This window comes from Candidatus Latescibacterota bacterium (genome assembly GCA_019038625.1).
In the GTDB taxonomy this organism is placed as follows: domain Bacteria; phylum Krumholzibacteriota; class Krumholzibacteriia; order Krumholzibacteriales; family Krumholzibacteriaceae; genus JAGLYV01.
In genome coordinates this window covers 1-26,610 of record JAHOYU010000156.1, presented here as the reverse complement: position 1 = coordinate 26,610, position 26,610 = coordinate 1, and the positions used below count along the sequence as shown (strand labels likewise).

At 49.6% G+C, this 26,610-nt stretch carries 26 protein-coding genes; 20 read left to right on the top strand and 6 right to left on the bottom strand.

Features of this window, described 5'->3' with window-relative positions; all coding sequences use genetic code 11:
* The 14 genes from KOO63_11800 to KOO63_11735 all read left to right on the top strand — a co-directional run.
* Positions 1–1,703 (top strand): hypothetical protein (locus tag KOO63_11800; protein ID MBU8922492.1); only part of this gene is annotated, 1,703 nt, incomplete at its 5' end.
* The gene (locus KOO63_11795) at positions 1,704–2,117 is read left to right on the top strand and encodes an ATP synthase subunit C (protein ID MBU8922491.1); all 414 of its coding nucleotides are present in this window, start codon (positions 1,704–1,706) and stop codon (positions 2,115–2,117) included.
* Between the two features lie 26 nt (positions 2,118–2,143).
* Positions 2,144–2,449: a V-type ATP synthase subunit F gene (locus tag KOO63_11790; GenBank protein ID MBU8922490.1), complete on the top strand. Its 306-nt coding sequence runs from the start codon at positions 2,144–2,146 to the stop codon at positions 2,447–2,449.
* An 85-nt stretch (positions 2,450–2,534) separates the two neighbouring features.
* Positions 2,535–3,194: a hypothetical protein gene (locus KOO63_11785; protein MBU8922489.1), complete on the top strand. Its 660-nt coding sequence runs from the start codon at positions 2,535–2,537 to the stop codon at positions 3,192–3,194.
* Positions 3,145–4,956: a V-type ATP synthase subunit A gene (locus KOO63_11780; GenBank protein ID MBU8922488.1), complete on the top strand. Its 1,812-nt coding sequence runs from the start codon at positions 3,145–3,147 to the stop codon at positions 4,954–4,956. The genes KOO63_11785 and KOO63_11780 overlap by 50 nt, the downstream gene beginning before the upstream one ends.
* 74 nt (positions 4,957–5,030) lie before the next feature.
* Positions 5,031–6,422: a V-type ATP synthase subunit B gene (locus KOO63_11775; protein MBU8922487.1), complete on the top strand. Its 1,392-nt coding sequence runs from the start codon at positions 5,031–5,033 to the stop codon at positions 6,420–6,422.
* Positions 6,423–6,465: 43 nt separating this feature from the next.
* Positions 6,466–7,104, top strand: a complete 639-nt coding sequence (locus KOO63_11770; GenBank protein MBU8922486.1) for a V-type ATP synthase subunit D — start codon at positions 6,466–6,468, stop codon at positions 7,102–7,104.
* Positions 7,101–7,589: a universal stress protein gene (locus tag KOO63_11765; protein ID MBU8922485.1), complete on the top strand. Its 489-nt coding sequence runs from the start codon at positions 7,101–7,103 to the stop codon at positions 7,587–7,589. Before KOO63_11770 ends, KOO63_11765 begins: the two co-directional genes overlap by 4 nt.
* A 111-nt stretch (positions 7,590–7,700) precedes the next feature.
* Positions 7,701–8,165 carry a PTS sugar transporter subunit IIA gene (locus KOO63_11760; GenBank protein MBU8922484.1) on the top strand — a complete coding sequence of 155 codons (465 nt, stop codon included), beginning with the start codon at positions 7,701–7,703 and terminating at the stop codon, positions 8,163–8,165.
* A 41-nt stretch (positions 8,166–8,206) separates the two neighbouring features.
* Entirely contained in the window at positions 8,207–8,953 is a 747-nt protein-coding gene (locus KOO63_11755; GenBank protein MBU8922483.1) for a hypothetical protein, read from the top strand.
* A gap of 32 nt (positions 8,954–8,985) precedes the next feature.
* Positions 8,986–9,708, top strand: coding sequence for a hypothetical protein (locus KOO63_11750; GenBank protein ID MBU8922482.1), 723 nt, complete (start codon positions 8,986–8,988; stop codon positions 9,706–9,708).
* On the top strand, positions 9,647–11,524 hold the full coding sequence (locus tag KOO63_11745; protein ID MBU8922481.1) for a hypothetical protein: 1,878 nt from the start codon (positions 9,647–9,649) through the stop codon (positions 11,522–11,524). Before KOO63_11750 ends, KOO63_11745 begins: the two co-directional genes overlap by 62 nt.
* A gap of 41 nt (positions 11,525–11,565) precedes the next feature.
* Positions 11,566–12,207, top strand: a complete 642-nt coding sequence (locus KOO63_11740) for a hypothetical protein (protein ID MBU8922480.1) — start codon at positions 11,566–11,568, stop codon at positions 12,205–12,207.
* A gap of 107 nt (positions 12,208–12,314) precedes the next feature.
* Positions 12,315–12,875, top strand: a complete 561-nt coding sequence (locus KOO63_11735; protein ID MBU8922479.1) for a biotin transporter BioY — start codon at positions 12,315–12,317, stop codon at positions 12,873–12,875.
* A gap of 213 nt (positions 12,876–13,088) precedes the next feature.
* On the opposite strand, the gene KOO63_11730 is transcribed toward KOO63_11735, so the two are convergent.
* From KOO63_11730 to KOO63_11720, 3 genes are all read right to left on the bottom strand, one after another.
* Positions 13,089–14,318, bottom strand: a complete 1,230-nt coding sequence (locus KOO63_11730; protein MBU8922478.1) for a glycosyltransferase family 4 protein — start codon at positions 14,316–14,318, stop codon at positions 13,089–13,091.
* 70 nt (positions 14,319–14,388) lie between these two features.
* Positions 14,389–16,221 carry a thioredoxin family protein gene (locus tag KOO63_11725; protein ID MBU8922477.1) on the bottom strand — a complete coding sequence of 611 codons (1,833 nt, stop codon included), beginning with the start codon at positions 16,219–16,221 and terminating at the stop codon, positions 14,389–14,391.
* A gap of 52 nt (positions 16,222–16,273) precedes the next feature.
* Complete coding sequence (locus KOO63_11720; GenBank protein MBU8922476.1) at positions 16,274–18,157, bottom strand: hypothetical protein; 1,884 nt, start codon at positions 18,155–18,157, stop codon at positions 16,274–16,276.
* A 246-nt stretch (positions 18,158–18,403) separates the two neighbouring features.
* On the opposite strand from KOO63_11720, the gene KOO63_11715 reads away from it, so the two are divergent.
* Positions 18,404–19,054, top strand: coding sequence for a histidine phosphatase family protein (locus tag KOO63_11715; protein MBU8922475.1), 651 nt, complete (start codon positions 18,404–18,406; stop codon positions 19,052–19,054).
* On the opposite strand, the gene KOO63_11710 is transcribed toward KOO63_11715, so the two are convergent.
* Both KOO63_11710 and KOO63_11705 read right to left on the bottom strand, forming a co-directional pair.
* On the bottom strand, positions 19,041–20,048 hold the full coding sequence (locus KOO63_11710) for a radical SAM protein (protein ID MBU8922474.1): 1,008 nt from the start codon (positions 20,046–20,048) through the stop codon (positions 19,041–19,043). The two genes, KOO63_11715 and KOO63_11710, sit on opposite strands and share 14 nt — an antisense overlap.
* Positions 20,049–20,057: 9 nt before the next feature.
* Positions 20,058–20,792 (bottom strand): rhomboid family intramembrane serine protease, encoded by a 735-nt coding sequence (locus KOO63_11705; protein MBU8922473.1) that lies wholly within the window; start codon positions 20,790–20,792, stop codon positions 20,058–20,060.
* A gap of 146 nt (positions 20,793–20,938) precedes the next feature.
* On the opposite strand from KOO63_11705, the gene KOO63_11700 reads away from it, so the two are divergent.
* Entirely contained in the window at positions 20,939–21,286 is a 348-nt protein-coding gene (locus KOO63_11700; protein MBU8922472.1) for a hypothetical protein, read from the top strand.
* Positions 21,287–21,761: 475 nt separating this feature from the next.
* Here KOO63_11700 and KOO63_11695 read toward each other — a convergent pair whose 3' ends face one another.
* Positions 21,762–22,016 (bottom strand): integrase core domain-containing protein, encoded by a 255-nt coding sequence (locus tag KOO63_11695; GenBank protein MBU8922471.1) that lies wholly within the window; start codon positions 22,014–22,016, stop codon positions 21,762–21,764.
* 255 nt (positions 22,017–22,271) lie between these two features.
* On the opposite strand from KOO63_11695, the gene KOO63_11690 reads away from it, so the two are divergent.
* The 4 genes from KOO63_11690 to KOO63_11675 all read left to right on the top strand — a co-directional run.
* On the top strand, positions 22,272–24,248 hold the full coding sequence (locus KOO63_11690) for an LOG family protein (GenBank protein MBU8922470.1): 1,977 nt from the start codon (positions 22,272–22,274) through the stop codon (positions 24,246–24,248).
* Between the two features lie 531 nt (positions 24,249–24,779).
* The gene (locus KOO63_11685) at positions 24,780–25,550 is read left to right on the top strand and encodes an SDR family oxidoreductase (GenBank protein MBU8922469.1); all 771 of its coding nucleotides are present in this window, start codon (positions 24,780–24,782) and stop codon (positions 25,548–25,550) included.
* 40 nt (positions 25,551–25,590) lie between these two features.
* On the top strand, positions 25,591–26,271 hold the full coding sequence (locus KOO63_11680; GenBank protein MBU8922468.1) for a hypothetical protein: 681 nt from the start codon (positions 25,591–25,593) through the stop codon (positions 26,269–26,271).
* Between the two features lie 22 nt (positions 26,272–26,293).
* Positions 26,294–26,610: hypothetical protein (locus KOO63_11675; GenBank protein MBU8922467.1), on the top strand; the 317-nt coding region annotated here is incomplete at its 3' end.

Here is a 26,610-nt window from a genome sequence, read left to right as displayed (position 1 = left end):
AATCGAGAGTCGTCGACCTGGTACAGCGGAAGAAAGAACTTGAGGTACATCTGGAAAGGATGCAGGGGATATTCAACGAGATATCCCCCCTGGCGGAGGTCGGGCTGACAGATCTGAAGACGCCGTACACATTCCTCGAGATCAGGTACGGGCAGGTAAGAAGTGAGCACCTGGACTATATCAAGGAGAAGACGGCTCCGCTCGCCGCCGTCGTTTTCCCCCTGGCATCGCGGGACGCGAATGATATTGTCCTTGTCATCGGACTTAAGACAGACAGGCTCAAGCTCAAGAGGATATTGAGAGAGGCAGCGTTCGAGGATATCGAGATGCCGGGTGGAAGTGATGCGAAGGACGACTCGGCCATAGTCATCGAAGGGCTTGAGGAGAAGATCGAGGGAATTCGGGACAAGGTCAGCGAACTGGAACAGGAACTCGTTGAGATAAAGGAAAAGAACTCGGCGGCGATCACCGACTTCCACAGGTCCCTCAGGGTGGCAGAGCTTCTGATACGTGTAAAAAACTACCTGAAAAAAACAAAAAAGACATACATATTCTCCGGCTGGATCCCGAGCGACCGAAAACGCCATGTGGAAAGCGAGATCATGAGGGCCGCCAGAGGCAGGGCCATCATCGAGGTCATACCTCCAGAGGAGATCACCGAGGTCAGGGATGGAAAGGTGAAGGTACCTGTCATGCTGAGGCATCCGGGTTTCTTCCGGCCGTTCGAGATGCTGGTCTCCAGCTACGGTCTTCCTGAGTACTCGTTCGTCGATCCGACATTCTTCGTCGCGATCAGTTTCCTGTTGATGTTCGGGATGATGTTCGGAGATATAGGCCATGGGGCAATACTGGCCCTGATCGGATGGCTGCTGGGATTCAAAAAACCGAAGAAACCGAGGGCCGAGGGCACGATACTCGTCGGCAAGCTGGCGTTCTGGTGTGGACTTTCTTCGATGGTCTTCGGCATTCTTTATGGAAGTGTCTTTGGGCTGGAGGAGCTTTTTCAAGGCCTCTGGATGAAACCGATGCACAATGTGATGTACTTTTTCAAGGTGGCACTGTATTTCGGTATCGTCTTCATCTCGATCGGGATATTGCTCAATGTGGTCAACGCAATCCGTGCCCGGGACTTCAAATCGACATTCTTCGATCAGGCGGGGCTGATCAGCGCGATAATATACTGGTGCGGGATCGGTGCGGTCTCGATCTTCCTGAGAAACAAGCCGATACCGATAATCCTGATGGTACTTGGAATCGGGTTCCCGATCCTTCTCCTTTTCCTGCGTGAGCCACTGTCAGCTCTTTTCGGGCGTCGCAGGGTGAGGTTCGAGAAGGGTCTTATGACATATCTCATGGAGACTGTGATAGAGATCATGGAGATCCTTACCGGGTATCTCGGCAATACGGTGTCGTTCATCCGTGTCGCGGCCTTCGCCCTCGCTCACACGGGACTGTTCATCGCCGTGTTCAGTGTCGTCGATATGGTCAAGGGCAAGAGCGGAGGAATCTTTTACTCGGCATTGATACTGATTCTGGGTAACGCTGTCATCATAGCTCTCGAGGGACTTGTGGTGACTATACAGGCCATCCGTCTGGAATATTACGAATTCTTCGGAAAGTTCTTTATGGGTGGCGGAACAGCTTATAAACCGATCGGTCTCGGGTCGAGGCCGGAAAGCACAAAGGGAAAGGAGACAGGGTAAATGTCACAGCAGGAAGTAAACAGGACCAAGATGAGAAGGTGGATCACCGTTTCATCGACGGCCGTATTTGCGACTGTCATCATCGTTCTGATGATAACTCTGATCAGCACTGTCGTCGGAGTCAAGAGCCAGGAACACGATCCCGCGACAAAGGCTGTCCAGAGTGAACAGATCGCGGAAATGGACTCGAACAGGGCAAAGATCATGATGTGGGGTTTTGCGGCAGCGGCATTCTCTACCGCGATCGGTAGCGTCGGGGCCGGAGTGGCCGTCGCCTATGTGGGATCCGCGGCGCTTGGCGCCATCGGCGAAAAACCCGAACTCGCGGCGAAAGCGCTTATCTATGTGGGCCTTGCTGAAGGTATCGCGATCTATGGCCTGATCATATCGATTATGATCCTTACGAAGATATAGCAGGCTGGAGACAGGGGAAACTGGAAATGAAGTTCCACGTCATAGCTGATGAGAACACAGTGACCGGCTTCAAGCTGGTCGGCCTGGATGGTGAGGTCGTAGAGAACGCCGACGGGGCCCGCGAGGCGCTTGCGAAGGCTTTCGAAGCGGATGATATCGGGATCATCATGATCTCGGAGCGTATCGCTTCCGAGATACGTGAAGATATGGAGGACTTCGTTTTCAAACATTCCTTCCCGCTGATAATCGAGATTCCGGACAGGAAAGGTCCGCTCGAGGGCAGGATATCGATCAGAGAGATGGTCAACGCCGCTGTGGGTGTGAAGGTCTAGCGCAACAGCGAGGCCTGACGGGCGTTACAAGATCCGTCGGGACAAGGACCACGATACACCAGGCGGCGAATAAAGGGAGAAGGAAGTGGCCGATAACGAATCAGTCGACAGGATAGTCGACCAGATATTGGAAGACGGAGAGAAGGAAGTCAGTTCGATCCTCGAGAAGGCGGAACGAACGGCCTCGGAGATATTGGAGAAGGCCCGGAATATGGCCGACGAAATCGGGGGTAAGATACTCAGGGAGGCGGAGGAAAAGGGCGATCTGGCAAGAAGAAGGCTTCTTTCAAGCGTCAATATAGAAGTGAAGAGAGCGAAGCTGAAAGCCCGTGAGGAAATCGTCTCGAAGATCAACGAGGAAGTCGAGCGTGGACTTGCGGACGCTAGATCAGAAACAGAATATCCGGAATTGCTCGCGGACCTGATAGTCGAGGCCATCAGCGGGTTGGAGGGCGATACCTTTCAGGTCTATGTCGACAGGAGAGATATCGGTCTTCTCGATGAAAAGGTATTCCGGATGGTCCGCGAAACGATGGCCGTTGAATCGAGGGATATCTCGGGGCTTGAAGCCTTGGTTCTCGAAAAGAGTTCTCTCGGTGGAGCTAGGGTAGGCGTGCCGGGTGGCAAGGTGATCTTTGACAATACGTTCGAAGCGAGGATATACAGGCTTCGAGACAGGACAAGGAATATTATCTTTGAAGAAGTCTTTGAAATCGAAGGAAGTGAGGGATCGGGCAGTGCTTGAGATTATCGGAAAAGTCGACAAGGTGATCGGCCCGGTCGTTCATGCCAGGGAGATCGACAAGGCCAAGATGCTCGATCTCGTCGAGGTCGGGGAGCATCACCTGGTCGGTGAGATCGTGAAACTCGATGGTGAACGGGCGGTCATACAGGTATACGAGGATACGACGGGGCTTGCGCCGGGTACCGACATCTACAGTGCCGGTGTACCCTTGTCGGTAGTTCTGGGGCCAGGGCTCATCGGTACGATCTACGATGGCATCCAGCGGCCACTTGAGGTGCTCAGGGATACCTCGGGCCAGTACATTCAGAAGGGTATCCACGTCTCTTCTCTCGACAAAGAGAAGAAATGGGGATTTACCCCAGTCATGGAGATTGGTGTGGATGTCACTGGTGGGGAGATCGTAGGGACCGTACAGGAGACAGAACTTATCCTGCACCGGATACTCATCCACCCGGAAGTCGCGGGCAAGGTGACATGGGTCGCGGACTCGGGCGATTACACTATCGAGGATGTAGTCGCGAAAGTGGAGGACGGTTCAGGTGAAGAGGTGGAGATCAGGATGAGTCAGCGATGGCCCGTCCGTCGCGGCCGCCCGTCGGCCAGAAGAAAACCCCTTAGTATCCCCCTGATATCGGGGCAGAGGGTCATTGATACCCTTTTCCCGGTGGCAAAGGGAGGTACGGTGGTCGTGCCAGGTGGTTTCGGTACTGGAAAGACGATGATCCAGCACGCCCTCTCCAAATGGTCCGATGCGGATCTCATCGTATATATCGGGTGTGGAGAGCGTGGAAACGAAATGACCGACGTCCTCATAGAGTTCCCGAAACTGATAGACCCCAGGACCAAAAGACCGCTCATGGAGCGCACGATCATGATAGCCAATACCTCTAACATGCCCGTTGCGGCACGAGAGGCTTCCATATATACAGGAATCACTATCGCCGAATATTACCGCGACCAGGGATATCATGTGGCGATCATGGCCGACTCGACCTCACGCTGGGCTGAGGCTCTCAGGGAGCTTTCCGGGCGTATGGAAGAGATGCCGGCTGATGAAGGATACCCCGCCTATCTGCCCACAAGGCTGGCAGAGTTCTATGAGAGGGCGGGAATGGTCCAAACGCTCGGTGGGGCCGATGGTTCGATAAGTATCATCGGTTCAGTCTCGCCCCCGGGCGGAGATTTCTCCGAACCGGTCACACAACATTCAAAGCGGTTTGTACGCTGCACCTGGGCCCTGGACAGGCAACTGGCAAACGCAAGGCATTACCCCGCGATATCATGGATCGACAGCTACAGTGAGTATATCGATGAGATCAGCGGATGGTGGCAGGAAAATTCAGGAGGGGAATGGGTCGAGCTGAGACGAAGGATCATGGATCTGCTCCAGCAGGAGTCGAAGCTTCAGCAGGTGGTCAAGCTTGTCGGCCCCGATGTCCTTCCCGACACACAGAGGATCATTCTCGAGACGTGCACGATGTTCAAAAACGCGTTCCTTCAGCAGAACAGCTTCGATCGTATCGATATGTATTGTGTGCCGGAGAAACAGGTCAAGATGCTCCAGATAATCCTGGAGTTCTATGACCAGGGGCTGGAGAGCATCAAAAAAGGTGCAACGATCCATCAGCTCAAGAGGATGGAGGTAGTCTCGGACATCATGAGGATGAAGTTCGCGGTAGCCAACGACGAGATCGAGAAGATCGACGAACTCAGGGACAAGCTTACCCGCTCGATGGAGCGGATCGCCGAAATGTTCGAGTAGGAAAGAGTTGAGATTTCGAATTGGAAATAATCGGGATGTTCGAATAGGAAAAATGGCAGAGAAACGGTGATGAAATGACGAAAAAAAATCTTACCGAAGGCAGAGAATACATAGGTATCAGCCAGGTCTCGGGTCCTCTCGTTGCGGTCAGGGGCATCCACAACGTCGGGTATAACGAACTCGCTGAGGTCGTTGATTCGAAGGGGAACGTGAGGCTGGGTATGATACTGGAGAGCAGCGAGAAGGCTGCCGTGATTCAGGTCTTCGAGGGCACTACAGGTCTCTCGATACCGGAGACAAGGGTCCGTTTCAAGGGCGAACCGCTGTCTTTTTCGGTCAGTGGAGAGATCATGGGAAGGGTCTTCAATGGCCTGGGGCAGCCGATCGATGGAGGCCCTCCGCCCAGGGCGGAGAAGACGATGGACGTGAATGGCCTGCCGATAAACCCGACGGCAAGGGAATACCCGAAGAAATTCATCCAGACGGGAATATCGGCGATCGACGGGATGAACACACTTGTGAGAGGACAGAAGCTTCCTGTGTTTTCCGGCACGGGCCTGCCGCATAACCGGCTGGTGGCACAGATCACCAGGCAAGCGAAGATCATCGGCGAAGAGACATCGTTTGCCGTCGTATTTGCCGCGATGGGGATAAAGCATGATGTGGCACAATACTTCATTCGTAACTTCGAGGAATCCGGTGTCCTCGAAAAGGTCGTCCTGTTTCTCAACCTGGCAGACGACCCATCGGTAGAGAGGCTCGTTACCCCGAGGACGGCGCTTACCGCCGCGGAATATCTGGCCTTCGACATGAACATGCATGTTCTGGTGATCCTGACCGATATGACTAATTACTGCGAGTCGTTGAGAGAGATCTCCACTATCCGGGAGGAAATACCGAGCAGGAAAGGCTATCCCGGTTATCTCTACAGCGATCTTTCGCTAATCTACGAAAGAGCGGGGATGATCAGTGGCCTCGAGGGATCGATAACACAGATGCCCATTCTTACGATGCCCAATGACGATATTTCACACCCTGTGCCGGATCTCTCCGGATATATCACCGAGGGACAGATCGTGCTCGAGAGACAACTCGATCAGAGGAATATCTATCCTCCGATCGCCGGACTGCCATCGCTTTCGAGGTTGATGAAGGATGGTATTGGTGAAGGAATGACGAGGGAAGACCACGCTCATGTGGCGAGTCAGCTGTTTGCGGCCTATTCTCACGTGAAGGATGTGCGCGCGCTGGCGGCAGTCATCGGGGAGGAAGAGCTTACCCCCCTGGACAAGATCTATGTCGAGTTCGGCGAGAAGTTCGAGCGGGAGTTTCTCTGCCAGGGTGAATATGAGGACAGGTCGATATCCGAGACACTTGATATAGGATGGAAAGTGATATCTCATCTTCCGAAAGAGGAACTGTACAGGATCTCCGAGGAAGAGTTAAACAAATATTACGGGAAATAAAAGGGTTCTGGAAATAACCCGGAACTACCGGAAGTGACTCGATATGGCAAAATACGAACTGGCACCGACGAAGACGAACCTGATGAAGGTCAAGAGAGACCTCGGTTTTGCGGTAGAGGGGTTCGAGCTTCTCGACCAGAAGCGAAAGATCCTCGTCGTCGAGTTGATGGGTCTTATCGACAGAGCCGTCGAGGCGCAGGAAAAAGTGGAGTCGCAACTGAAAGATGCGTTCGAAGCTCTGGACCAGGCCATTCTCAGGATGGGTCGCCGCGAAGTGAATCTTATTGCACTCGGCATGAACATAGAATCGGACATATCGTTTTCCGAGAAGAGAGTAATGGGTGTGTCGTTGCCCAGGGTAAAAGTCGCGATCGATGACAGATCTCCCTACTTTGCGGCAGCGGAAAGCAGTATCTGGATAGACGAGGCCATAAAGAAGTTCAGGGAGGTCCTTCGCCTGCTCGGCACATTGGCCGAGGCGAGGATCTCGCTGATGCGCCTGTCCAGGGAAGTGGCAAAGACCATCAGGCGGGTGAACGCCCTTGAAAAAATATTCATACCTGATTATAAGGAAACTTTGAAGTATATTGAAATGGCACTCGAAGAATCCGAAAGGGAAGCATTTTTTGTCCTCAAACTGGTGAAGGACAAGCTTTCCAGGAGAAAAGGGGAAGCCCTATGATCAATCCGATGCAGAAGATCCTTCTGTATGTCGATGGAAGTGAGTCGTCAATAACGGCCGCGCAGATGGCTATCGCCATGGCTAAATCGTCCGGGGCTTTCCTGAAGGTCATCTATGTGGTCAACGAGAATCTCCTGAACGAGCTTCTCAAGGCCCGAGTGTTTGTCCAGGTCGAGAAGATGGATTACGAGAGGGACCTGGAGGAAGACGGCAGGAGATATCTCAACTACATCGTTAAACTTGCCGATCGCAAGGGGCTGAAGATCGATACGGTCCTTCGCAAGGGTGTAGTGCATGAGGAAGTCTCCCGTGAAGTCGATGAATACGGGGCGGACGTTCTTGTTCAGGGAGAACTTGGAGAGGTGCTGAGCCTGAGAGATTCGTTTTACGAAGAGGGTGAACGGATACTGAGGAAAGCCAGTTGCTGCGTCATGGTGGTACGCGGCAGGGATAAGATCGAGAAGATGTTCGAGGCAATGGAGTAGAACGGATGTCCAGAATGAAGAAAAGCGAACCCTTGCGCATGCAGAGACTGTTAATTATTATTCCTCATTGCTCGCTACGCGTGGATAAGTGCTACCAGGAGGCGTGGAAAAATGATGCTGACTGATCATATCAGACTGGAAAATATCAGGGTAGATCTTGACGCTGAAAACAAGACTGAGGTAATAGAGGAACTCGCCGAAGTCCTCGGGGAATCCTCGCCGGAATACGATTCTGATGCTATCTACGAGGCCGTTATGGCCAGGGAACGTGATGGAAGCACCGGGCTCGAGCTGGGGGTGGCTATTCCACACGCGAAATGCGATGCCGTCACCGAGCTCAGCGTGGTCGTTGGGATATCGAAAGAGGGAGTCGATTTTGACTCGCAGGACGGAAAACCCTCTCATCTGTTTTTCATGATGATCGCTCCAAAAACCGAGTCGGGGCCGCACGTGCAGGCAATCGCCAAGATCGTGAAGATGATCAAGCTGGACAATTTCCGAAGCAAACTCCTGAAGGCCCGGGAACCCCAGGAAGTACTCGATTATATGAGGAAGATCGAGGAAGGGGAGATCTGACCGTCAGCACAGTTTTCCCCGGAAAATCGGAGTTGCCAGGAATGATTCCTGAAGGCAATACAAAACTCATAGGATATTATGGTTTCCCGAGGCGGAAAATCCTCTCGGAGGCCAGGGCGAAATATGGACCGGGGCTGCCCTGTGTGGACCTCGATATAGATAACGGGGCGCCCGATTCGGGGTTGCTTCCTTCCACAACGTGCCGGATCATCGCGAACATAATGAATAATGCAGTCTGGTTGTCCGATCGGCTCGATGTGATAGTGGCCAGCGTCGGCGAGGACAAGTGTGACTATGGGCGCAATGTCTCTTTTCTCCTCAGCGGGATGGGTTTCAAAATCATCGAGTCGAGATTCCCTGAGGAAGAGTACGAGGACCGACCTCTTATATGGTCGATATCCAGCGGACCTCTGGTGGAACGGGTGGACAGGATCATGGCGACAGTGACCGATCCATCTCCAGCGGCCGGGGCACCCGGGCCCTGTGTCCCTTCTCACGGGTTCTGGGGTGTGCCGCCGAACGATTTCAGGATACTGGAGCTTTTCCCGGCGACGACGCATATCTACGGTTGGACAAGGTGTGTAGAGGCTGGCCGCCCGTCCGACCTGGATCTGGAATATCATGTCGATCCCGGTGTACCGACCGTGTTTTTTACGCAGTCTTTCTGTGCCAAACAGAACCTTGCTCATTATCTCGCCGAGAAGTATGGTGGGATAGAAGTCGATTGTCACAGGGAAATAAATGACTCGATCCTGGCAAAAGTAGAAGCGTTTATCCGGCTGTCATAGGACTTTGTCGGGCTATTACAGGAGTGTCCAACTTGTTGATCGCAGATTGTGGAAGTACCTGGTCGAAGATACTCGACACTGAAAGCGGAGAACTGGAGATCATCCAGACAAGAGAGATGGTTTTGCGAGAGGGGTTGTCTTTTGACAGGGCAACCGGCCACAGCGCGAAAGGTAGATGCGCCGAATTTCGTAACGAACTTATATCGCTGGCAGAAGGAGCACTTGCCCTGGTAGATGTCCCTGACTTCTCGGTCGTGGATGTCGGTGGACGGGATATCAAATATGTGCGTTTCGAGGACAGGAAGGTTAAAAAACTCGACTGGAATCTCGCCTGCGGCAGTTCAACTGGGGCGACTATCGAACTGCTGGGCAATTATTACGAGATTGATTTCTCCTGCCTGGAACCCAGTAAAAAGTGGATCAACGTCACCTGCGGAGTCTTCGGCATGGAAAGGGTCCTGGAACATGTCTCCACCGGTACACCCGCGGGGGAGAGCGTAGCGATGTTTATTCACGGTATGGTCAGGAATGTCTTTGATTTTGCGAGCCGTCCGGAGACTCTTCATCTTTCGGGAGGCTTTTGCGATAACTATTGTTTCATTAGAACGTTCGAATCTTATTGCAGGGCGATCCCTCTGGGCAGGACCGTTCCACTCGAGGGATTAAAGACCGAGACTGTCGATGGGAGGCTTGATGATGATCTTCGGAGAAACAGGGAATATCGAACAAAGAGATATCCGAAAAGCAAAGGATAGGGGCCGCGGTGGCAACCGAAGAGGCTGTCGTTTTGTCCCGGCCATGCTTCTATTTATCTTTCTGTCGGGAGGATGCAATAAAGGGTTCTTTACTTCCATAGAGTTGCCGGAAGAAAGTTCAGGCAGTGGAATGGGCCTGCAGGCAGAGGCCGTTTATCTTTCCGACCCGGATGAGATATCAGATCTGTTCAACGCTTTTCTTCCAGCAAGAGGCGTGCTTCCCATACTTGTCACAGTAAGGAATAACGATACGGTCACTTTGCGGCTGCATTCGAGAAACGGGTTGCCCCTCCGGGATGAATTTTCCGGTTTTCTTCTCGCTGCCGGTGTCGACACTATCGAACCGATCCATCCACTCGACGTCGTGCGGATCATCCGGGGTAATGGCCAGGTCAGGGCATATAGAGAAGTCGATGCAGTCGACGTGGTCACGGGAACACTCTTTCCCCCACTCGGTGCCTGGTATGCCTGGGAGGAGTACAGGTCCAGGCGGGAGTTCAAACCGATTCTGAAGGCATCGCTGCTGCCTTCGAGGTATGGGGGAGCGTTTGAGCCGTTGACCCTGTCTCCGGGCGAAGAGGCTTCAGGCTACCTGTATTTTGCAGTCGACTCTGAGTATATACCATATGATTCGGTCCTGGCTGTAGTGGAGTCCCGAAAAGTCGATCTTTTGGGAAAGAAAAAGAGTAAGACAATTGCGACCTACAGGCTGAAAGAAGACTGGAACAGGGAACTGATATTATCGTGCCTGCCTTCTCCCGTGCCTGAAGGGGATGAAGGAGCCGGAGCTTTTGTATGTAACGATTCCCTGCCTTCGTCACAAATATGTTTTCCCTCGACAGGTCGTGATAGAAGCAGTGGGAAGCAGGAGGAAGAATCGGACGGGATTTTTGCTCTCATACCCGGAAAGAAGGGTAGATCCCTGGTTTTTGGACGACCTGACCAGGGTGGATCAGCGATCGTATCCAGTGGTTTTTCAGTGATAAAGGAGTTTTCCAGTGACGGGGTCGATATCTCTGGAGCTGCCGTGCTGGACGGCCTGGCTGTATGCGCGGTCAACTTTACGCGCAGATCGAAAGTCATGGTCATCGATCTTGCAAGGGGCGGCGCTCGGCTGATGAACACAGCCGATTTCGACAGGAAGATAGAAAAGGTTTTCTTTCTCAGGGGGGAGGATGGATCGGCTCCGGAAGTCTTTGCCTTCATATCAGATAATTCCTGCCATCGTGTTCCTCTTGGCAGAGGGGAAAAAGATAGATATATGAAGTTCGGGAATGATATAAAAGACATTGCCCTTGACGGCCGCGGCAGGCTTTTCGCCTTTTCAGGGGATGAATTGAGAATCTGGGAAAGAGGCGGAAGGCGTCTGTTCGAGCCTGTCTCGAATAATATGCCGGGCCGATTCGACGTAGAGATCGTGGGGGAATTCGGGGAGAGACTGGTAATGCTCGCAAGGGGTAGAAAAGGGGCGGGCGACACCTTGAGAGTCTTCGATACAGACCTGATTGAAGAAGTATCGGCAATAGCTGTCCCTGCCGGTGTGGTTCTTACCGGAGCGACAGATGAAGGCCTGCTCGTCCACCTTGAAGAGGGGACTCTTCTGGAATTTGGAATAGATTCCGATGGAGAGTTGTTCATAAGAGATTCTGTGTATTTCCCCGGGAGATTCACGGCTATGACTGCGACCGGAGGGGTGGTGACTCTTCTCCGGGACGACGGTGACATCCTTACGGGGATGATGGAGGGAGGCCCGCCGACAGCTCTTCGAGGTGGGATCGTGGTTTCGGTGGACAGATCGCCTCCCAGGCCCAGGTGACCCGGAATGATCCGCCTGAGCAGAGGTGCGAGAGGAGAAGTATGACGGAAGAAAAGAAAAACGCCGGAATAAATGACGTATTGGCCACCTTTTCCGCCCATGTCAAAGAGAATTACCCGGAACCGGATCTGTTCAAAAGCAATTTACAGAATCTGTTGAGCGAGAAGCAGGAACGGATGGATGCTGATATGTATATCCTGTCTCTTGAGAAGAACATTGTTTTTCTGCAGGAACTGGTGATCGAGGGAGAGGCAGTGCTGGAATTGACGCTCGGACAGATAAACGAACCTGGCCAGCTTGACGATGGGCCCGAACCCCTGCTGACGGAAATAGAGAACGGGGTGAAGGCGAATACTGCTGAAAGACACAGGGAGGTCTTTGTGGAGGGTGTGGGAGGGATGTTCGAGGAACTTCTCGAAGTGAAGCGGTCCGACCCTGGCATCTACCAGGAAAAACTGGAGTTCAACTACTTTTTTCTGATGACGCACCGGATGCTTCTCTTCGAATTCTTCAGTATCCTGGCGGCATTAAAGGCCGATCACCATATCGGGGAGATCGATGAAGCGGCTCCCGCACACGTGACGGGGCATATACAGATGACAGCCAACTACTATCTCGGGAATATTGCGGTGGGGGAGATAGTAGATGCCGAAACGGATATTACAACAGGGAAGACTCTATAAGGACGATTTCTCAACCTTCTACTTGAATTATTCTATCCGAAGGGGTAGATTTTTCAGGTGCAGACACTGTTGAAAGACTGTTTAGAGATAATTGAAAGGAGCCCGGCGTGAATTCCGGCAATCATATCATGACAGGTGCCGTCCCGGGAATCCGGGTCGGGAGCGGAACGCGGCGGGCTGCGCGTATATCTGCCTTCATACTATTCGCTGCTATCGGGGCACAGCTGGCTGTAAGGCTGCCATGGACACCGGTTCCTGTGACGATGCAGACTCTGTTTGTAGTCCTGGCAGGAATTGTACTGGGCCCACGTGACGGTTTCTACGCCATGGTCGGATACCTGGCGCTTGGAGCGGCCGGAGCACCGGTCTTTGCGGGCTTCAGTTTTGGCCCGCTGGCATTGGTCGGTCCCACAGGCGGCTATCTTCTGGCTTTCCCCGTCGCTGCCCTCGTGTCGGGTTCGATAAGCGTGAAGTCTGGAAAGACCCTGTCCGGTATTTTCACAGGAGTGTTCTGTGGATCGGCTCTGATACTTTTCTCCGGTACTCTCTATCTGATCGCCATGACCGGGATGTCTGTCAGAACAGCCATGGCACTTGGGGTGACTCCATTTATCGCGGGAGATATCTTCAAGGTAGTGGCCGCGACTGTCATCGCGCGGAAGAGATAACAATCCGGAGGGGGTTGACAAAAATCAGAACAGGGTTAGACTATATATGTGATGGGAGGATGAGGGGGCGATAGTAGTGATGATCCCCGTGTGAAGCGGGGTGAGATGTGGTCCCCGGACATCTTTCCATTGACTCATCCATATTTCTGAGGCGCCACGGATTCTTGCGTTTTGTGGGAACCCGTGGCGTTTTTCTGTGCTGATTCAGGGTTGTCACTTGTCATCGATAGTAACAAGGGATTCGAAGAGTTTCAGTTCGTTCAGGACCCTGTCTTCCCATGACATGAAGTTTTCGACAGCGAAAGACCTGGCGTTGTCGCCCAATCTCTTTCTCTGTTCGGGGTCCTTCAAAAGGGTTTCGATAGCCGATGTCAGGGCGGGGATATCGCCAGCGGGAGCCAGAAGTCCAGTCCTGCCGTCTATTACGGCTTCGGAGGTGCCGGCGATGTCGAAAGCGACGACTGGAACACCACAGAGCAAAGCTTCGCAAGGAGGCATCGACATGTTGGTCAATTCGTTCGTGCCGACGAATATGTCACAACTTTTCAGAAGCCGGGGAACAAGGTCATATTTGACAGGGCCGGGGAAATAGACCCTGCTCGAAAGCCCGAGGTCTTCTGCCTTTCTTTCCAGGGACCGCCTGTCCGGTCCGTCCCCACCTATGACGATGGCAGTCCCTTCAAGAAGGGAAGGATCGATAGCGGCCGCAGCATCGAGAAAGAGATCGACTCTCTTGGACTTTACCAGTCTTGAGAAGGTCACAAGGAGGGTCTTGTCTTCCGGCAGGCCGAATTCTTTCCTGGCCTCGTTGACGTCGACGTCCAGGTCGGACCATCCCATATTCATCCCGTTCGGCAGAAAGGTGATCTTCGCCGGGTCCACACCATAACTGGCCAGCGCCTTGTCGCCCTGTGTGCCGTCGTTGAGAACCAGGTAATGGCCGATGTCGTTGCGCAGTGAGAGTATCTGTTCGTAGTTGTACCACCAGTACTTCCACCACGGAAGGTGTCTATGGTTCAGATACATCACTCCGAACAGTTTGGCGGCAGTGGGGATCTTCTTTTCATGCCCGACGCGGCTGACTGCTTTCATCGGATGGCTGGAATAACCGAGAATGAGGTCGGGCCCGGTCTTTTCGACGAGTTTTCTAAGGACCGGAATAGTCGTTGTGGAAAAGCGGGCTGATTGAAGGATACGCCTGGCCGGGCCTGGAAGGTGGCTGTACGAACGGAAAATGTTAGGATAGAAATGATATTCAAGGCCATCCCTGCGATAAGGGACTCCCCCATGGAGAGGCTCCGGAATGAGAAAGTCGATCTTCACTCCTCGTTCAGTCAGTCGGTTGATGAAATGTATTTCGTCGGGGACTCCGCATCCCTCACCGAGTGACCAGATCTCATCCCATATGGAAAGGACGAGTATGCGTTCAAGCCTGCCGTTCAATCGCACCTCCGCGTAATAAAGCTCAGAAATTCCGTGCTCTGTTCCTTAGTCCCAGGGCCTGCAACCTGCCCTATTCGGTTCCGGAAACCTGCTTCATCTTTTCCAGCATTACTTCCGGTCCTACGAACCCCGTTATCCTGGTGCCCCGGGTCTCACTGCCGGACCGTCCAAAAAAGATTATCGTAGGTACTCCCCTTATCTTGTATTGAGTCTTGATAGCTTTTTCTGTGTCGCCCGAACCGGTAAGGTCCACTTTGAGCCTGGTGAAGTTCCCGCTCATCTTGATCACCTCGGGATCGGTGAAGGTCAGGTGGTCGAGTTCATGGCATGGAATGCACCAGTCAGCGGAAAAATCGATCATAACAGGCTGTCCAGACTCTGTAGCGGAGGCGAAGGCTTCGGCAGTATAGGGCTGCCATATGACGCCGGGCTTTTCTTCGCCTTTTCGGAGCGGTCCGCCGGGAATCAGGGCCATGGCAAAGGCTGCCACAATCATGGTTGCGCCGAGGACTTTTCTGAAGATATTGAACTTTACTCCCATCCCCGGGACTTTGTCTATCCATCCGAGGAACAGGCCGCCGATGAGAAGTATCAGTATATAGCCGATTCCGGCGATCGTTTCTGTCAGGAGCTGCCTGGCGAAGTACAGCGCCATCAGCAGAAGGATGAATCCGAAGATCTTCTTGACCCAGATCATCCAGTTGCCCGAGCTGGGAAGTTTTGTTATCGAACCCGAAACGGTCCCGAGGATGATGAAAGGTATTCCCATACCCCAGGCGAGAGTGAAGAACATGAGAAATCCCATCACGGGATTTCCCATCTCACCGACGTAGGTGAGCAGGCCCAGTACGAAAGGGCCAATGCACGGGGCCGCCACGATCCCGACCGTAAGGCCCATGAAGAAGGCGCCCCAGCCTCCCTGTTTGGCGGTTCCAGTCCTCCTGGCCAGGAAAGTTGGCATCCTGATCTCCCAGAGTCCGAACATCGAGGTGGCCAGTCCGGCCAGTACGGCAACGATAAAGAGGATGACGAACGGATTTTGAAGTGCCGAACCGAAGAGCGATCCGGTCATCGCGGCTATTATCCCGAGAGCGCTGTATGTGATAGACATGCCGAAGACATAGATGAGTGTGAGAAAGAATGTCCTCGATGTCTTGCCGCCGGCCTGCCCACCGAAATAACTGACGGTGATAGGGATGAGCGGATAGATACATGGAGTGAGGTTCAGGGCCAGTCCGCCGAAGAAGATCAGGATGAATGTGAGAAGGAACCCCTTTTCCTGTACGGTATCACCGAATGATTCCTCGGTGGCAGTCCCGTCAGCACCCGCGAAGGGAGGAGCGGAAAAGATCCCTGGCCAGGCAGCCTCGGCTGTTTCGCTGAGTTCCCCGACGCGTATAACGATCCTCGAAGTGGATGAGGCAGGCTCGAGGCATGTCAGGTCATTGCACCCCTGGTATTTCAGTACGCAGGTGATCTCGTAGTCACCCGGAGGGATGGTTTCGTCTATTCTGATGATCGCTCCGGGCAGGATCGTGCCGTGATAGAGTGACATCTTCGATTCGCTCATCTGCAGCTGGCCGAGTTCCGGTTCGGGGTACAGGATACCGAGTAGTTCGATCCCCTCAGGAACGTGGATCACCAGCTCCGTCGGTATCAGGAACTTGTCGAGTGGTGTGTTGGAATTGATATGCCATCCATCGAGGACAGTCGCTTTTACCGCAATATAGCCAGTCGAACCAGAATGAAAGACCGTGAGCGAAGCGATCGCTTCTGACGATACAAGGTTTTCCGACTGGGAGAAAAGCCCCTGCGCGTCGAGCGAAGCTGTAGCCGTGGTTACAATGAATATTATGGTCGCCGCGAGAAGCGCGACCTGTTTTATCGATCCTGGTCTTGTCATCCTATTCTCCTCAGTCAATGTTGCAGCTGTACGTCATCGTTAGCGCTGGCCATCATTTTTGATATCTGAAAATATATACTCCTCCCGATCCGCTCGCAAAATATACGAACCGGTTGTCGGCAAACACTCCCCTGCCATCGTCGACGGACGGGAAGTTGGCAGCTACGAAAGGCGCTCGTGGATCGCTGACATCTATCGCGTTTAAACCGTTCTTGTTGGAGGCCGTGAAGAGGATCCCATCGAGGTAGTGTATCTCTCTGGCAATCGACCCGAACCCCGTTTTTCCCATGATCACCGGATTATGTGGGTCGCTGATGTCGGCGACAGCGATCCCGTAGCCGCCCTCGCCCATGTACAGGTACCTGCCGGCGGCAAATACGTCACTGTTCCAGCCCGGAGTATCGATAAAGGATATGAGCGTGGGCCGTTTTCCGTCGAATTTGAATATCTTGAACCCGGCGAAACCATCTGATAAATAGAATTGTCCCTCTTCCGCGAAAATTCCCCTGACCTCGGAAAACTTATCTCTCCATATGAGTCTTGGTCTGCGTGGGTCGGAGATATCCACCACTTCAGCACCCCCCAATCCTCCGGCCACGAAGGCGTAGTCTCCCGATGTGACTACGGCGGAGAGGAAGAAAGGTGATTCAAGATGCCCGAGATACTCGGGGGAGCAGGGGTTGCTTATATCGTAGGTCTTGAGCCCGTCGCTACCGTCTGCCAATATGAGGATCTTTCCTGAAACGGTCAGATCACGGGCAATGGACGTCTGTATGTGGCCGCACCAGTCAATAGACCCGTCATCTCCTATCTTTCCAGTCCTCACCCCGTCGCGGCCGTTAGCCAGATAGAGATATCCTTCGCTGGCAACAAGATCGATGGCGAATCCAGTCGCTCTGATGAACCCGTTAAATTCCACCCTGCCGCAGGTCTGCGTATCATATATCCAGAATCCTTCCCTGGGGTCGAATGTCACAAGACGGCCGTTGCCGGTGGACAGGGCAGTCCCCGGAAACCGGACGGATTCCTCCCGTCCAAGAAGTCTCGATGAAATCGACATTCTGACCTGGGGGACATCCTCATGTCCCGCGTATCCGGCAGTGAGCTCTTCTCCAACATTTATTTCCATCCCCTTACAGGAGAAGGGAACGATGGCGCCCGAGTCAAGCATGATGAGGCCCTCATCGTCCGATACTGAAATGTCGATTGCTTTATCCGAACCGGGTAGATCCAGAGTCAGGGGTTCCCGGGCAGGCGCTGCCGGGTCGCAGGCCTGAACAGATCCGTCAGTCAGGATGAGAAAGAGTAAGTCTCCTCCAGCGCAGGAGGCCAGGATAGGTTTTTCCGGCTCGATCTTCGAATCTTCGATCAGAGTCATTTTTTCGCCGACCTTCATCCGTATGGCCCTGTCGGGGTAGACGACGATCGGCATGTCACCCACGCTGATCAAATCGGATGGCCTTCCAGCGGCCGGGACGCGGGAGATGAAGGAGGGGGTAAGAGGGTCTGATATATCGAACAGTACAAGACCTTTTTTAATGTCATAGAGGAGAAGGGTATTGCCAGAGACGCAACAAAGAGTAGCCTGGGGGCATCCCCATGTATTATAGACGGCAGGGCCGTCCGAATCACCGAGGTCTATGGTCACGAGGCCTTTTCCCATCGCGGCTGCGTAGACGATGTTTCCACGGGCCGAGAGGGAGTAAGGTTCTCCATCCAGCGGGATGAATGTGTAGCGGCCGTCGCTGTCATCAGGCCCGACAAGCGCGAGCGCTCCGCCAGAGGCCAGTACAAGCCCCCGGGGTGTCGTGGTCACGTCTCTCGGGATCTTCTGGAGAAGGGACCTTGAGAGCAGTTGAAGCTCGGCAGCCTGGAGTTCGCAAGAAGAGATCATCACTATAACGATCAACAGGGATAGTATGGTCGCTCTGGACATTTTTCTGCTCCTGTCCGGCAAACGCCCGAAGGTGGGCGGGGCCGCTGAATGCCGGTTTTCTGCGATTTTGTGTCAAACCGGCGAGAATCCTCATTATCAGGTAGGATTAGGTTAAATAAAAGTCGTGTCGATAGCAAGGTATCTTGAGAAAAATCATACTCTCTGCTAGAGTTTCTCTCTGTGAAGAGAACGTCTCCTGCGTCCCTGAAATGATCGTTAGGAAGACTTTCAGGAAAGGTATCGAATATGGACGAGACACCAAGAAAAATACATCTGGTCAGGCACGGAGAATCCGAGTGGAACAGGATAAGAAAAGTGCAGGGAAATGCCCACAATGTCGGGCTGAGCGAGAGGGGAAAGATCCAGTCCCGGCTGTTGGGGCGGCGGCTCCGGGCTATGAGATTCGACAAGGTCATATGCAGCGACATCCAGAGAGCGGTGGAGACTGCCGAGATCGCCCTGGATGGCCAGGCCGTTGAGTACGACCATGAGCTTCGAGAGATCGCCTTTGGCAAGTGGGAAGGCAGGCTGGTCAGCGACCTGAAGGCGAAACAGCCAGGGGAGATCGAGGACTGGTTCAAAAGACCTTCTAAGGTGGAGATAGAGGGAGCCGAGAGATATCTTGATTTTCATCTTCGGGTGAGGACGAGGATGGATCAGATAATACAGGCGACAGAGGGGGACCTTCTGATCATAGCTCATGGTGGAGTGATATGCGCATGGCTTACCTATATACTGGGTATGGACCCGGACGACATCTGGGCCTTTTCGCTGGCCAATACTTCAGTGACAACGATAATGCTTGAGTACCGTCCCAGGGTGCGGTCGCTCGGCGACTCCTCTCATCTAGATGAGGAGAGTCTCGGTTTTGACGGGATGCCCTCTACTGTAAAGTGATGCCGGCGTCTTCCCAGACCTCCCGGTCCTCCATGCTCAACTCGATAGCTGCTTCTGGAAACTCTTCCCTGACCATCATGCCAAGTTCCCTGTATATCCTGACTCTTTCGGGGCGGTAGTATCTCTTCTTTCCTTCCAGGTCATTGAAATATTCGCCCTTTATCAAACGGCCGCCCGATTTCTTCCCGGCGGCGATCTCCCACAGGCCGGGAGGGAAACGGACGATGCCCAGCTCGAACCTCCTGATCCCCCCTTTTCCTGCCGCGGCCCGAATATCCCGGACGAGGCCGAAGTATGATTCGGCCGTGTAATATGAAGGTATCACGGGGTCGAGCCTTACAGATACCCGAGTGCCGGCCCGGACCGCCTTTTCTATAGACTTCAATCTTCGGGCGAGTGTGGCCGTTCCGGGTTCTTCCCTGGATATGGCTTCCTGCGGGGAAAGGGTCCATGTCATCATCAGGTGATCGCCTGCAGGTGGGATCAAATGGTCGATGCTGTCACTTTTTGTTCTCACCTCGAGGATAGTGCCGGTACCTTCGAAAAGGGGAAGGATATCGAGGGTGATACCCGTGATCGAGTCGAGGGCGAGGCTGTCGCCGAACTCTCCCGTCGTCATTCTGGCCGGCCTGTCACAGGAGATCGTCGCGGCGATCTCTTCCTTCATCCTGTCGGTGTCGGTGAAGACAGTGATCCTGTCATGTTCCAGGTATGACTGAAGGTAGCAGTAACTGCAGAAGAAGGGACAGTTTGCCATCGTTACTATATATTTCTCTCCGCATGGTGGTGCCCCGGGTGTGACGGGGAAATCCTTTATGAAAGCTCCCTGGAGATGAGTCAGTACGACCGCGCCCGGACCGCCTTCCACGCGTGACGGGTCGATGTCGTCCATGATAGTGGTCTCGACCCCTGGAAGGGCGGCCAGCATCCTGACCGTCACCGGATCGTCGACCGATCTGCTGTCTATGAGTAGTCTGCTGATATTCAAAGTCATGATTTCAATTTACCAGCCTCTGAACCCACCCTTCCGAAGCCATCTCACATAATCACCGGCCATAAGCAGGATCAGCGCTATTCCCCCGAGGAATCCGCCGATATGCGCGAACCAGGCTGTACCTCCGCCCTGTTGCCCGCCGAGCGATGCGAACCCGCTGAACAGCTGGATGATGAACCAGAAGATTATTATTACCCAGGCAGGGATCATAGTAAGACGGATAAAGATGAAGAGGAACATCAATGTAAGCACCCTGGCACCGGGATATGCTATCAGATAGGCTCCCAGTATTCCCGCGATGGCGCCGCTTGCTCCTATGGTGGGAATCAGCGAGGCGGGGCTGGATGCGATATGCATCGCATGGCCGATCAGCCCACAGAGGATATAGAACAGGATGAATTTTCCGGGGCCGAGTATGTCCTCTATGTTGTTTCCGAATATCCACAGGTAGAGCATGTTGCCACCGAGGTGGAGAATGGACCCGTGCATGAACATGGATGTGAAAAGCGTAAGTATTATGGGATTGGGCCCTTGGAAATGTCTGATGTTATAACCATATTGTCCGACCAGGTCAGTAAATCGGGTTATCTCGAACGGAGTAGCGCCGAAAGAGGCGATGAATGCCTGCGCACCAGGGCCGAGGGACATCTGGTAGAGGTAGACCAGTACGTTTATGACAATCAGTGAGATCGTCACTATGGGCTTTCTCTCGGTCGGGTTCATGTCTTTAAGCGGCAGAAACATATTTCCAATCTACTGCCCCATCCGTGTCGAGTCCAGCCGATTATTCAGAGAACAGAAAACAGTCGGAATTGACAGAATGCCGTAAAGTTGCTACAATCATCATCTACGGTGATAGTCTGCGAATGTTTTTTTTGACGGAATGGATTATGAAAAGATCAACCGGATTGATACTGACCCTGATGGTCATTGTTCTTTTGCCCTCCTCGTCAGATGCCAAAGATGTGGTGATCGATGCGACGCACTACACCGAATCGAATGACGTCGGATCAATACCGGTCGGTGTAGCCCCGATGGGCCATCTGCAGGGTCTTGATATGCCCGGTGAATGGACGAAATATACATTTTCGACTACGGAACTCGGGGCTTATGGAACATCACTTCTCATCAGAGGCACGCTGGGTGTCGAATTTCATTTACAACTTGTGATCGAACCTGTGGGAGTGGTCGAAATCCAGAAATTCGACTTTTTCTTCACAGGGTTGGGCTTTGGTTGAGGATGCAACGTGATAACCACAGGTGGTGGTGTTGTCAATTTAAATCACACGGAATATACGGCCACGTTGACGATGCAGACGCAGGGAGAGCTTTGGGTATACTCAATAACCCTGCCGGAGGGAGCAGCACCGGTGCCCGGTGATTCGTGGGGTTCGATCAAAAGTATCTACACCCAGTGATTCCCTGTGATGAATCTGATTTCCCACCCGGAAATCTTCCAAATCTCTTGTCACGCATGTCCTTTTTAGCTTAACCTTGTCGCTGGTTTGAACGAGACCGTGACTAAAGGACGGAGGAGATAATGACAGTCGAGAAAAAATATATAATAGACGATCTGAATATCAAGGAATCGTGGCGGCTCTTCAGGATCCTGGCGGAGTTTGTCGATGGGTATATGAGGACCCCTATGTCAAGACCACTTTCTCTTCGTTTTAAGGTGGAAGAGTTGCACCTGTATTCTTCCTGCTTTCCTGCTCATGCTACCCTCTTGAGAGAAACTCCGTTGTAGATTTCTGCCGGTGTGCTGCCATCCAGCGTCTGGTGTGATCTCGAGTTGTTGTACCACTCAAAATATTCTCTCAGCCCCGCGTTGAGTTTATCCACCGTCTCATAATCCTTCGGATAGATATCTTCGTGCTTCAGACTCCGCCAGAAACGCTCTATCACAATATTGTCCGTCGCCCTTCCTCTACCATCCATGCTGATTCGTATCTCATGATCCTTCAGCACTCCAGTAAACTCACTTCCTGTATACTGCCATCCTGCAAGTGGTTATGAGTACGTGATACGTATGTAATGCGTATCATCTTGCATCAATTATGACCCCCAGAGTGAAAATACGCACTATTTCAATAAATATTGACTTGAGGGAAAAAGATTATGTCACGTGACACGTTTAATTGTAACATAAGCTTGAAACATGTAGAAAAATTATGCTGGAAGAATAAACTTTGTTTTGGTACAGTTTTGTCGGAGGTAGTGAACATGACTTCTGAGCTTTATCCGTATGATGATGTAATTACAAAAGATGGTTATCTTTGGATGGTAACCCAAGAAACGGATTGTATTAATGCTATTGTAGTTTTTGACGATATTTCTCCTCGTTTTAACGATAAAGACTTATCGAATAGCATTATTTTTGATATGCGGAGTAGGATTTGTCAGATGGGTCTGGATGCTGAACTTCTAAATATTGAAAGATCAAGAACTGGTTCAAATCGAATTGAATGCACTATAAAGGTCAGCTATCAGAAGGATCTGGCAATTGCTAAAGAGCTATTCAATTTCTTGTCAAAATGTCGAAAACACATCCCCATGGGCAAACTTTTCCTCGAGATTCCTGAAAGACAACTGGATTATGACATGGTGCTACAAAATGTTCATTCTAATAATCCTACATTGATTGTAGCCAAAGGTATTTCCAGGGGCGAAAACGATTTCGTTTTATTGCCAGTTGATAACATAGTATGCTTATATAAAGATAATATTAAGATTGATAGAGAACAAATTCTATATTTACTTACGCATGGAACTAGAAAAGATCTGGATTTTATTAGAGAGTATAAACAAAATCTATTACCACATATAATACCTCCAGGGGGGTGGATATTAACGCAATTACCCTTATTTGCGATTAGAGAACACTTCGCGTTAATTGACCATTTAACGTTTCATGGCGTTAAAGTAGATGAACTTAAACATTCAAGTGCTAAGCTGTTTGATCCGCTTAGCTATAAGGATGACAATCCCTCTTCAATGATTGAAGTATTTAATTCAAGTGATAACCCTGTTAAGTTCGATGGCCTAGCTCTAAAAATATTTCGATCAGATAAACGTCGGGCTACGATACAAGTTCCTTGTGAACAGCGATGTGAAGAATTGTTTTTGTCGACAATAAAAATTAAAGATTGTATGGATAAGTATCTTGTTGGATCAGAAATATCTAACACTAAGAGAGTTTATCATTCAGCATTTCTGGTGGATATTAGTGAATTAGATAATATGAATGAATTTAGAAGAAGCGCTATTGTTGACTACAGTTCTGAAGATGATAATATTCAGGAACATTATCCTCAATTAGAAGAGTGCCCAGAATATGAAATATTAGAAGAGATCAGGAATGATCATATAAAATCACCAGGATTCTTATTATCCTATTATTTTCCTAGATGGGATATAGGATCCTTAATAGAGCTTTGCAGTTCTAAGTTATGTGCGTTGATATTCAGAGTACCTTCTTATGGTAAGGGTATGTTTTTTAGTGAGTATGATGTAATTCGATTAAAATGTTTTAGCAATCTTGGCATGCAGGTATATTGGTTGAGAGATGACTGTATTTACAAATATGTTGTGCGTGATGACTGTGGGTATTTTGTACGACCAGAATTAATAGATCAGTTTAATACTGCAACATTCTTTGCGTGTTATGGTTCGAGTTTAGTAATCGATCCTGAGATTAAAAATAGCTTAGAACCGTTCCTCGCGAGACTAAAATCTTTATTTGGTAATATTGGTGTGGTAACTGGTGGTGGCCCGGGATTAATGGAAGCCGTTAATAGAGCTGCAAAGAATGTGGGGATATTATCTGCTAGTTGCTATCTTTCTACAGAATTATCACTGACTCCATTAGCAGAGAATGAATTTGCGGATATAATGATGTTTTTTGACTCAGATTGTCGTCATATTAGACAGAAAAATTTCTCAATAGCTAGGTTTCCGTTGTTCTTTCCTGGTGGAGTTGGCACTTTTGAAGAGATTGGCATAGAATTGACAAATTTAAAATTAGGCATACATGATAATGCGCCATACATATTTATTGGAAAAGAATATTGGAGACAAATGTTATTAATGGTTGATACTGCTATTGATGAAAAAATGGTTGATAAAAGAATAAAAAAGAATGTTTATACGATAGACGAGTTAGAAAAAGGAATTGATATTTATTCAAAAGTATTATCATAAATAAAAGTATTTCTGAAGATATAACTGGTAAGTATGTGGGCGACTATGATTTGGAAACTATAAATGACAGTGTAAAAATTGTAAATTGATTGAGCATGCTATTGCCATTACTGAAGAACTTAGCCTTGAAAGCATTAGTGCAAATGGGGCGGTGTTATCAAAAAAAGCTATTCGCAAGTAATTCAGAATAGCATTAATATTAACGGATAAATTGTTATTCGAAGTAATCGCGTATGCTACAGCTGCATTGAACGCAATAATATATGGACTGACGCTTCAAAAAATGTTTATTGTATCGCCTTGTAGTAAGGATCTTAATACTTTATGGACATGCTTGAGATTAGGAAAGGAATTAGAAATATATATTCAGCATAAACAAACGGTACTATTCAATTTATTGATAATTTTGATAAAAATATGATCAACGAATTATTAAAGTAGAACAATTGTAATAAATGCTCTTGACGCTGAAGAAATAATTATTGATAATTTGCCTGTCTTAATTACATAAATATATGATAAAGAGGATAAATGAGAAATAAGTCTCCAATGGATTTCCAATCCGCCTTTAGAGGAAAGGTTGTGGTTGTTGTTGGAGGTACCTCTGGGATTGGCAAGCAAGTAGTTTGCGATCTTAATCAATTGGGAGCACATCTGATAGTAGTTGGGAAGGATGACACTAAATTAAAAGCTTTAAGAAATGATATTGATAATATTGATACTATTAATATTGATGTTAGTAAAAGAAATAAATGTATAGTATTGGCAAATGATATTAAAAAAAAACAAACCAGAATAGACAATTTAGTTGTTTCAGCCGGGATATTTGAACCAGGATCAATTGAAGATACTGATAGTAATATTTGGGATAAATCTCTAAACATTAATCTTAGTGCTGTCTTTTGGGTTATAAAGAGTTTGTATGAGTTATTATGCAAATCTAATCAATCCAGCATTGTTGTGGTATCTTCAATTCTTGCTCATTACGGAAGTTCTGTTACGCATGCATATTGTGCAGCGAAAGGAGGATTATCCGCATTAGTGAAAAGCATGGCAATAGAATTATCAAATAGTAATGTTAGAATTAATTCAGTATCGCCTGGTCATGTTGATACTAAGATGATTGAAGAAATCATTAATGATAATGATAAGCGAGTTGCAATTGAAAAATTATACCCTTTAAAAAGGATAGGAAAAACGACCGACATATCAGCACTCATAATATTCTTGCTTAGCAATTATTCCTCTTGGATTACAGGTTCAGACTACATAATTGATGGAGGAAGATCTGCTCAGGTATAGAGAAAATCTTAATACCAGCTAAAAACTAAAAAGAGGCCGCGTGAACGAAGAAATCAAAACCGATGATGGTATCCGTGATCAAGAGAAATTCCTTAATCCAAAATTTACACTTGATATATCCTTCTTATTAGCAACAGTTATTGCTGGGCAGGCAATTATTGAAAGTATTGTGAGATACTGTGATGGTTTAGGCACAGGAAATATTGATATTATCCTATTGGCACAAGCAGCAACAGTTATTCTAACAACGTTACGGTTCTTCAATGGTAACGTGATGTGGAATTATGTGAATTTTCATCAACCGGATACTGATATATCACTAAATCTACGTCAAAGAGCCTTCCGACGATTATCAAGTTATTTTATTCATATATTACAGTATGTATTATTTTATATGGCAGCAAGAAAAGTTGGAGATTTAATAGGATTAGTTAAGTTTTTAATATTTGTTTCAGCAGTTGATGTTGTATGGACTTTTATGGGATGGATGGAATGTCGAATTGGAATCCTGAGGAAAGCTCTCACTTCATGGTGTTTTCTAAATTTGGGCACTTTAATATTGAGCATTGTATACTTAGGAATTGGTAGTAAATATGATTCTTTTCTTAACGATAAGCAACTTGGATATTTCTTGTTTTTATTGTATGCTTTAGCTGCTTTACTTGACTATCTAATAAATATTGAACTATACTTTGGATATTCAAAGCGAATGAAAAAGTAAGAAAATAGCAGGAGATGTGAATATGGGCAGTAAAATAGAAATAAATGATACACTTAAATTAAAGCGTGGGGGTGGGTTTCCAGAGAAAATTGAATTAGGAGAACGATACGATTTTACTATTTCAGAAAGAAGAATCTATCATTTGAAACCTGTTAGAGTGTTTCTTGTTGAAGAAATCGAAGGAAAATGGAATTTTGTTGGACAAGCACATATTATAGAACTGACAATTAATGCGGAAAGTAATCAAACAAGTGGAAAATATGAAGTAATATTCATTTATCCAGAAGAGTATGTTTCTATGCTAAATATATATGATGCACCCAAAGGTAAGGGGTATAT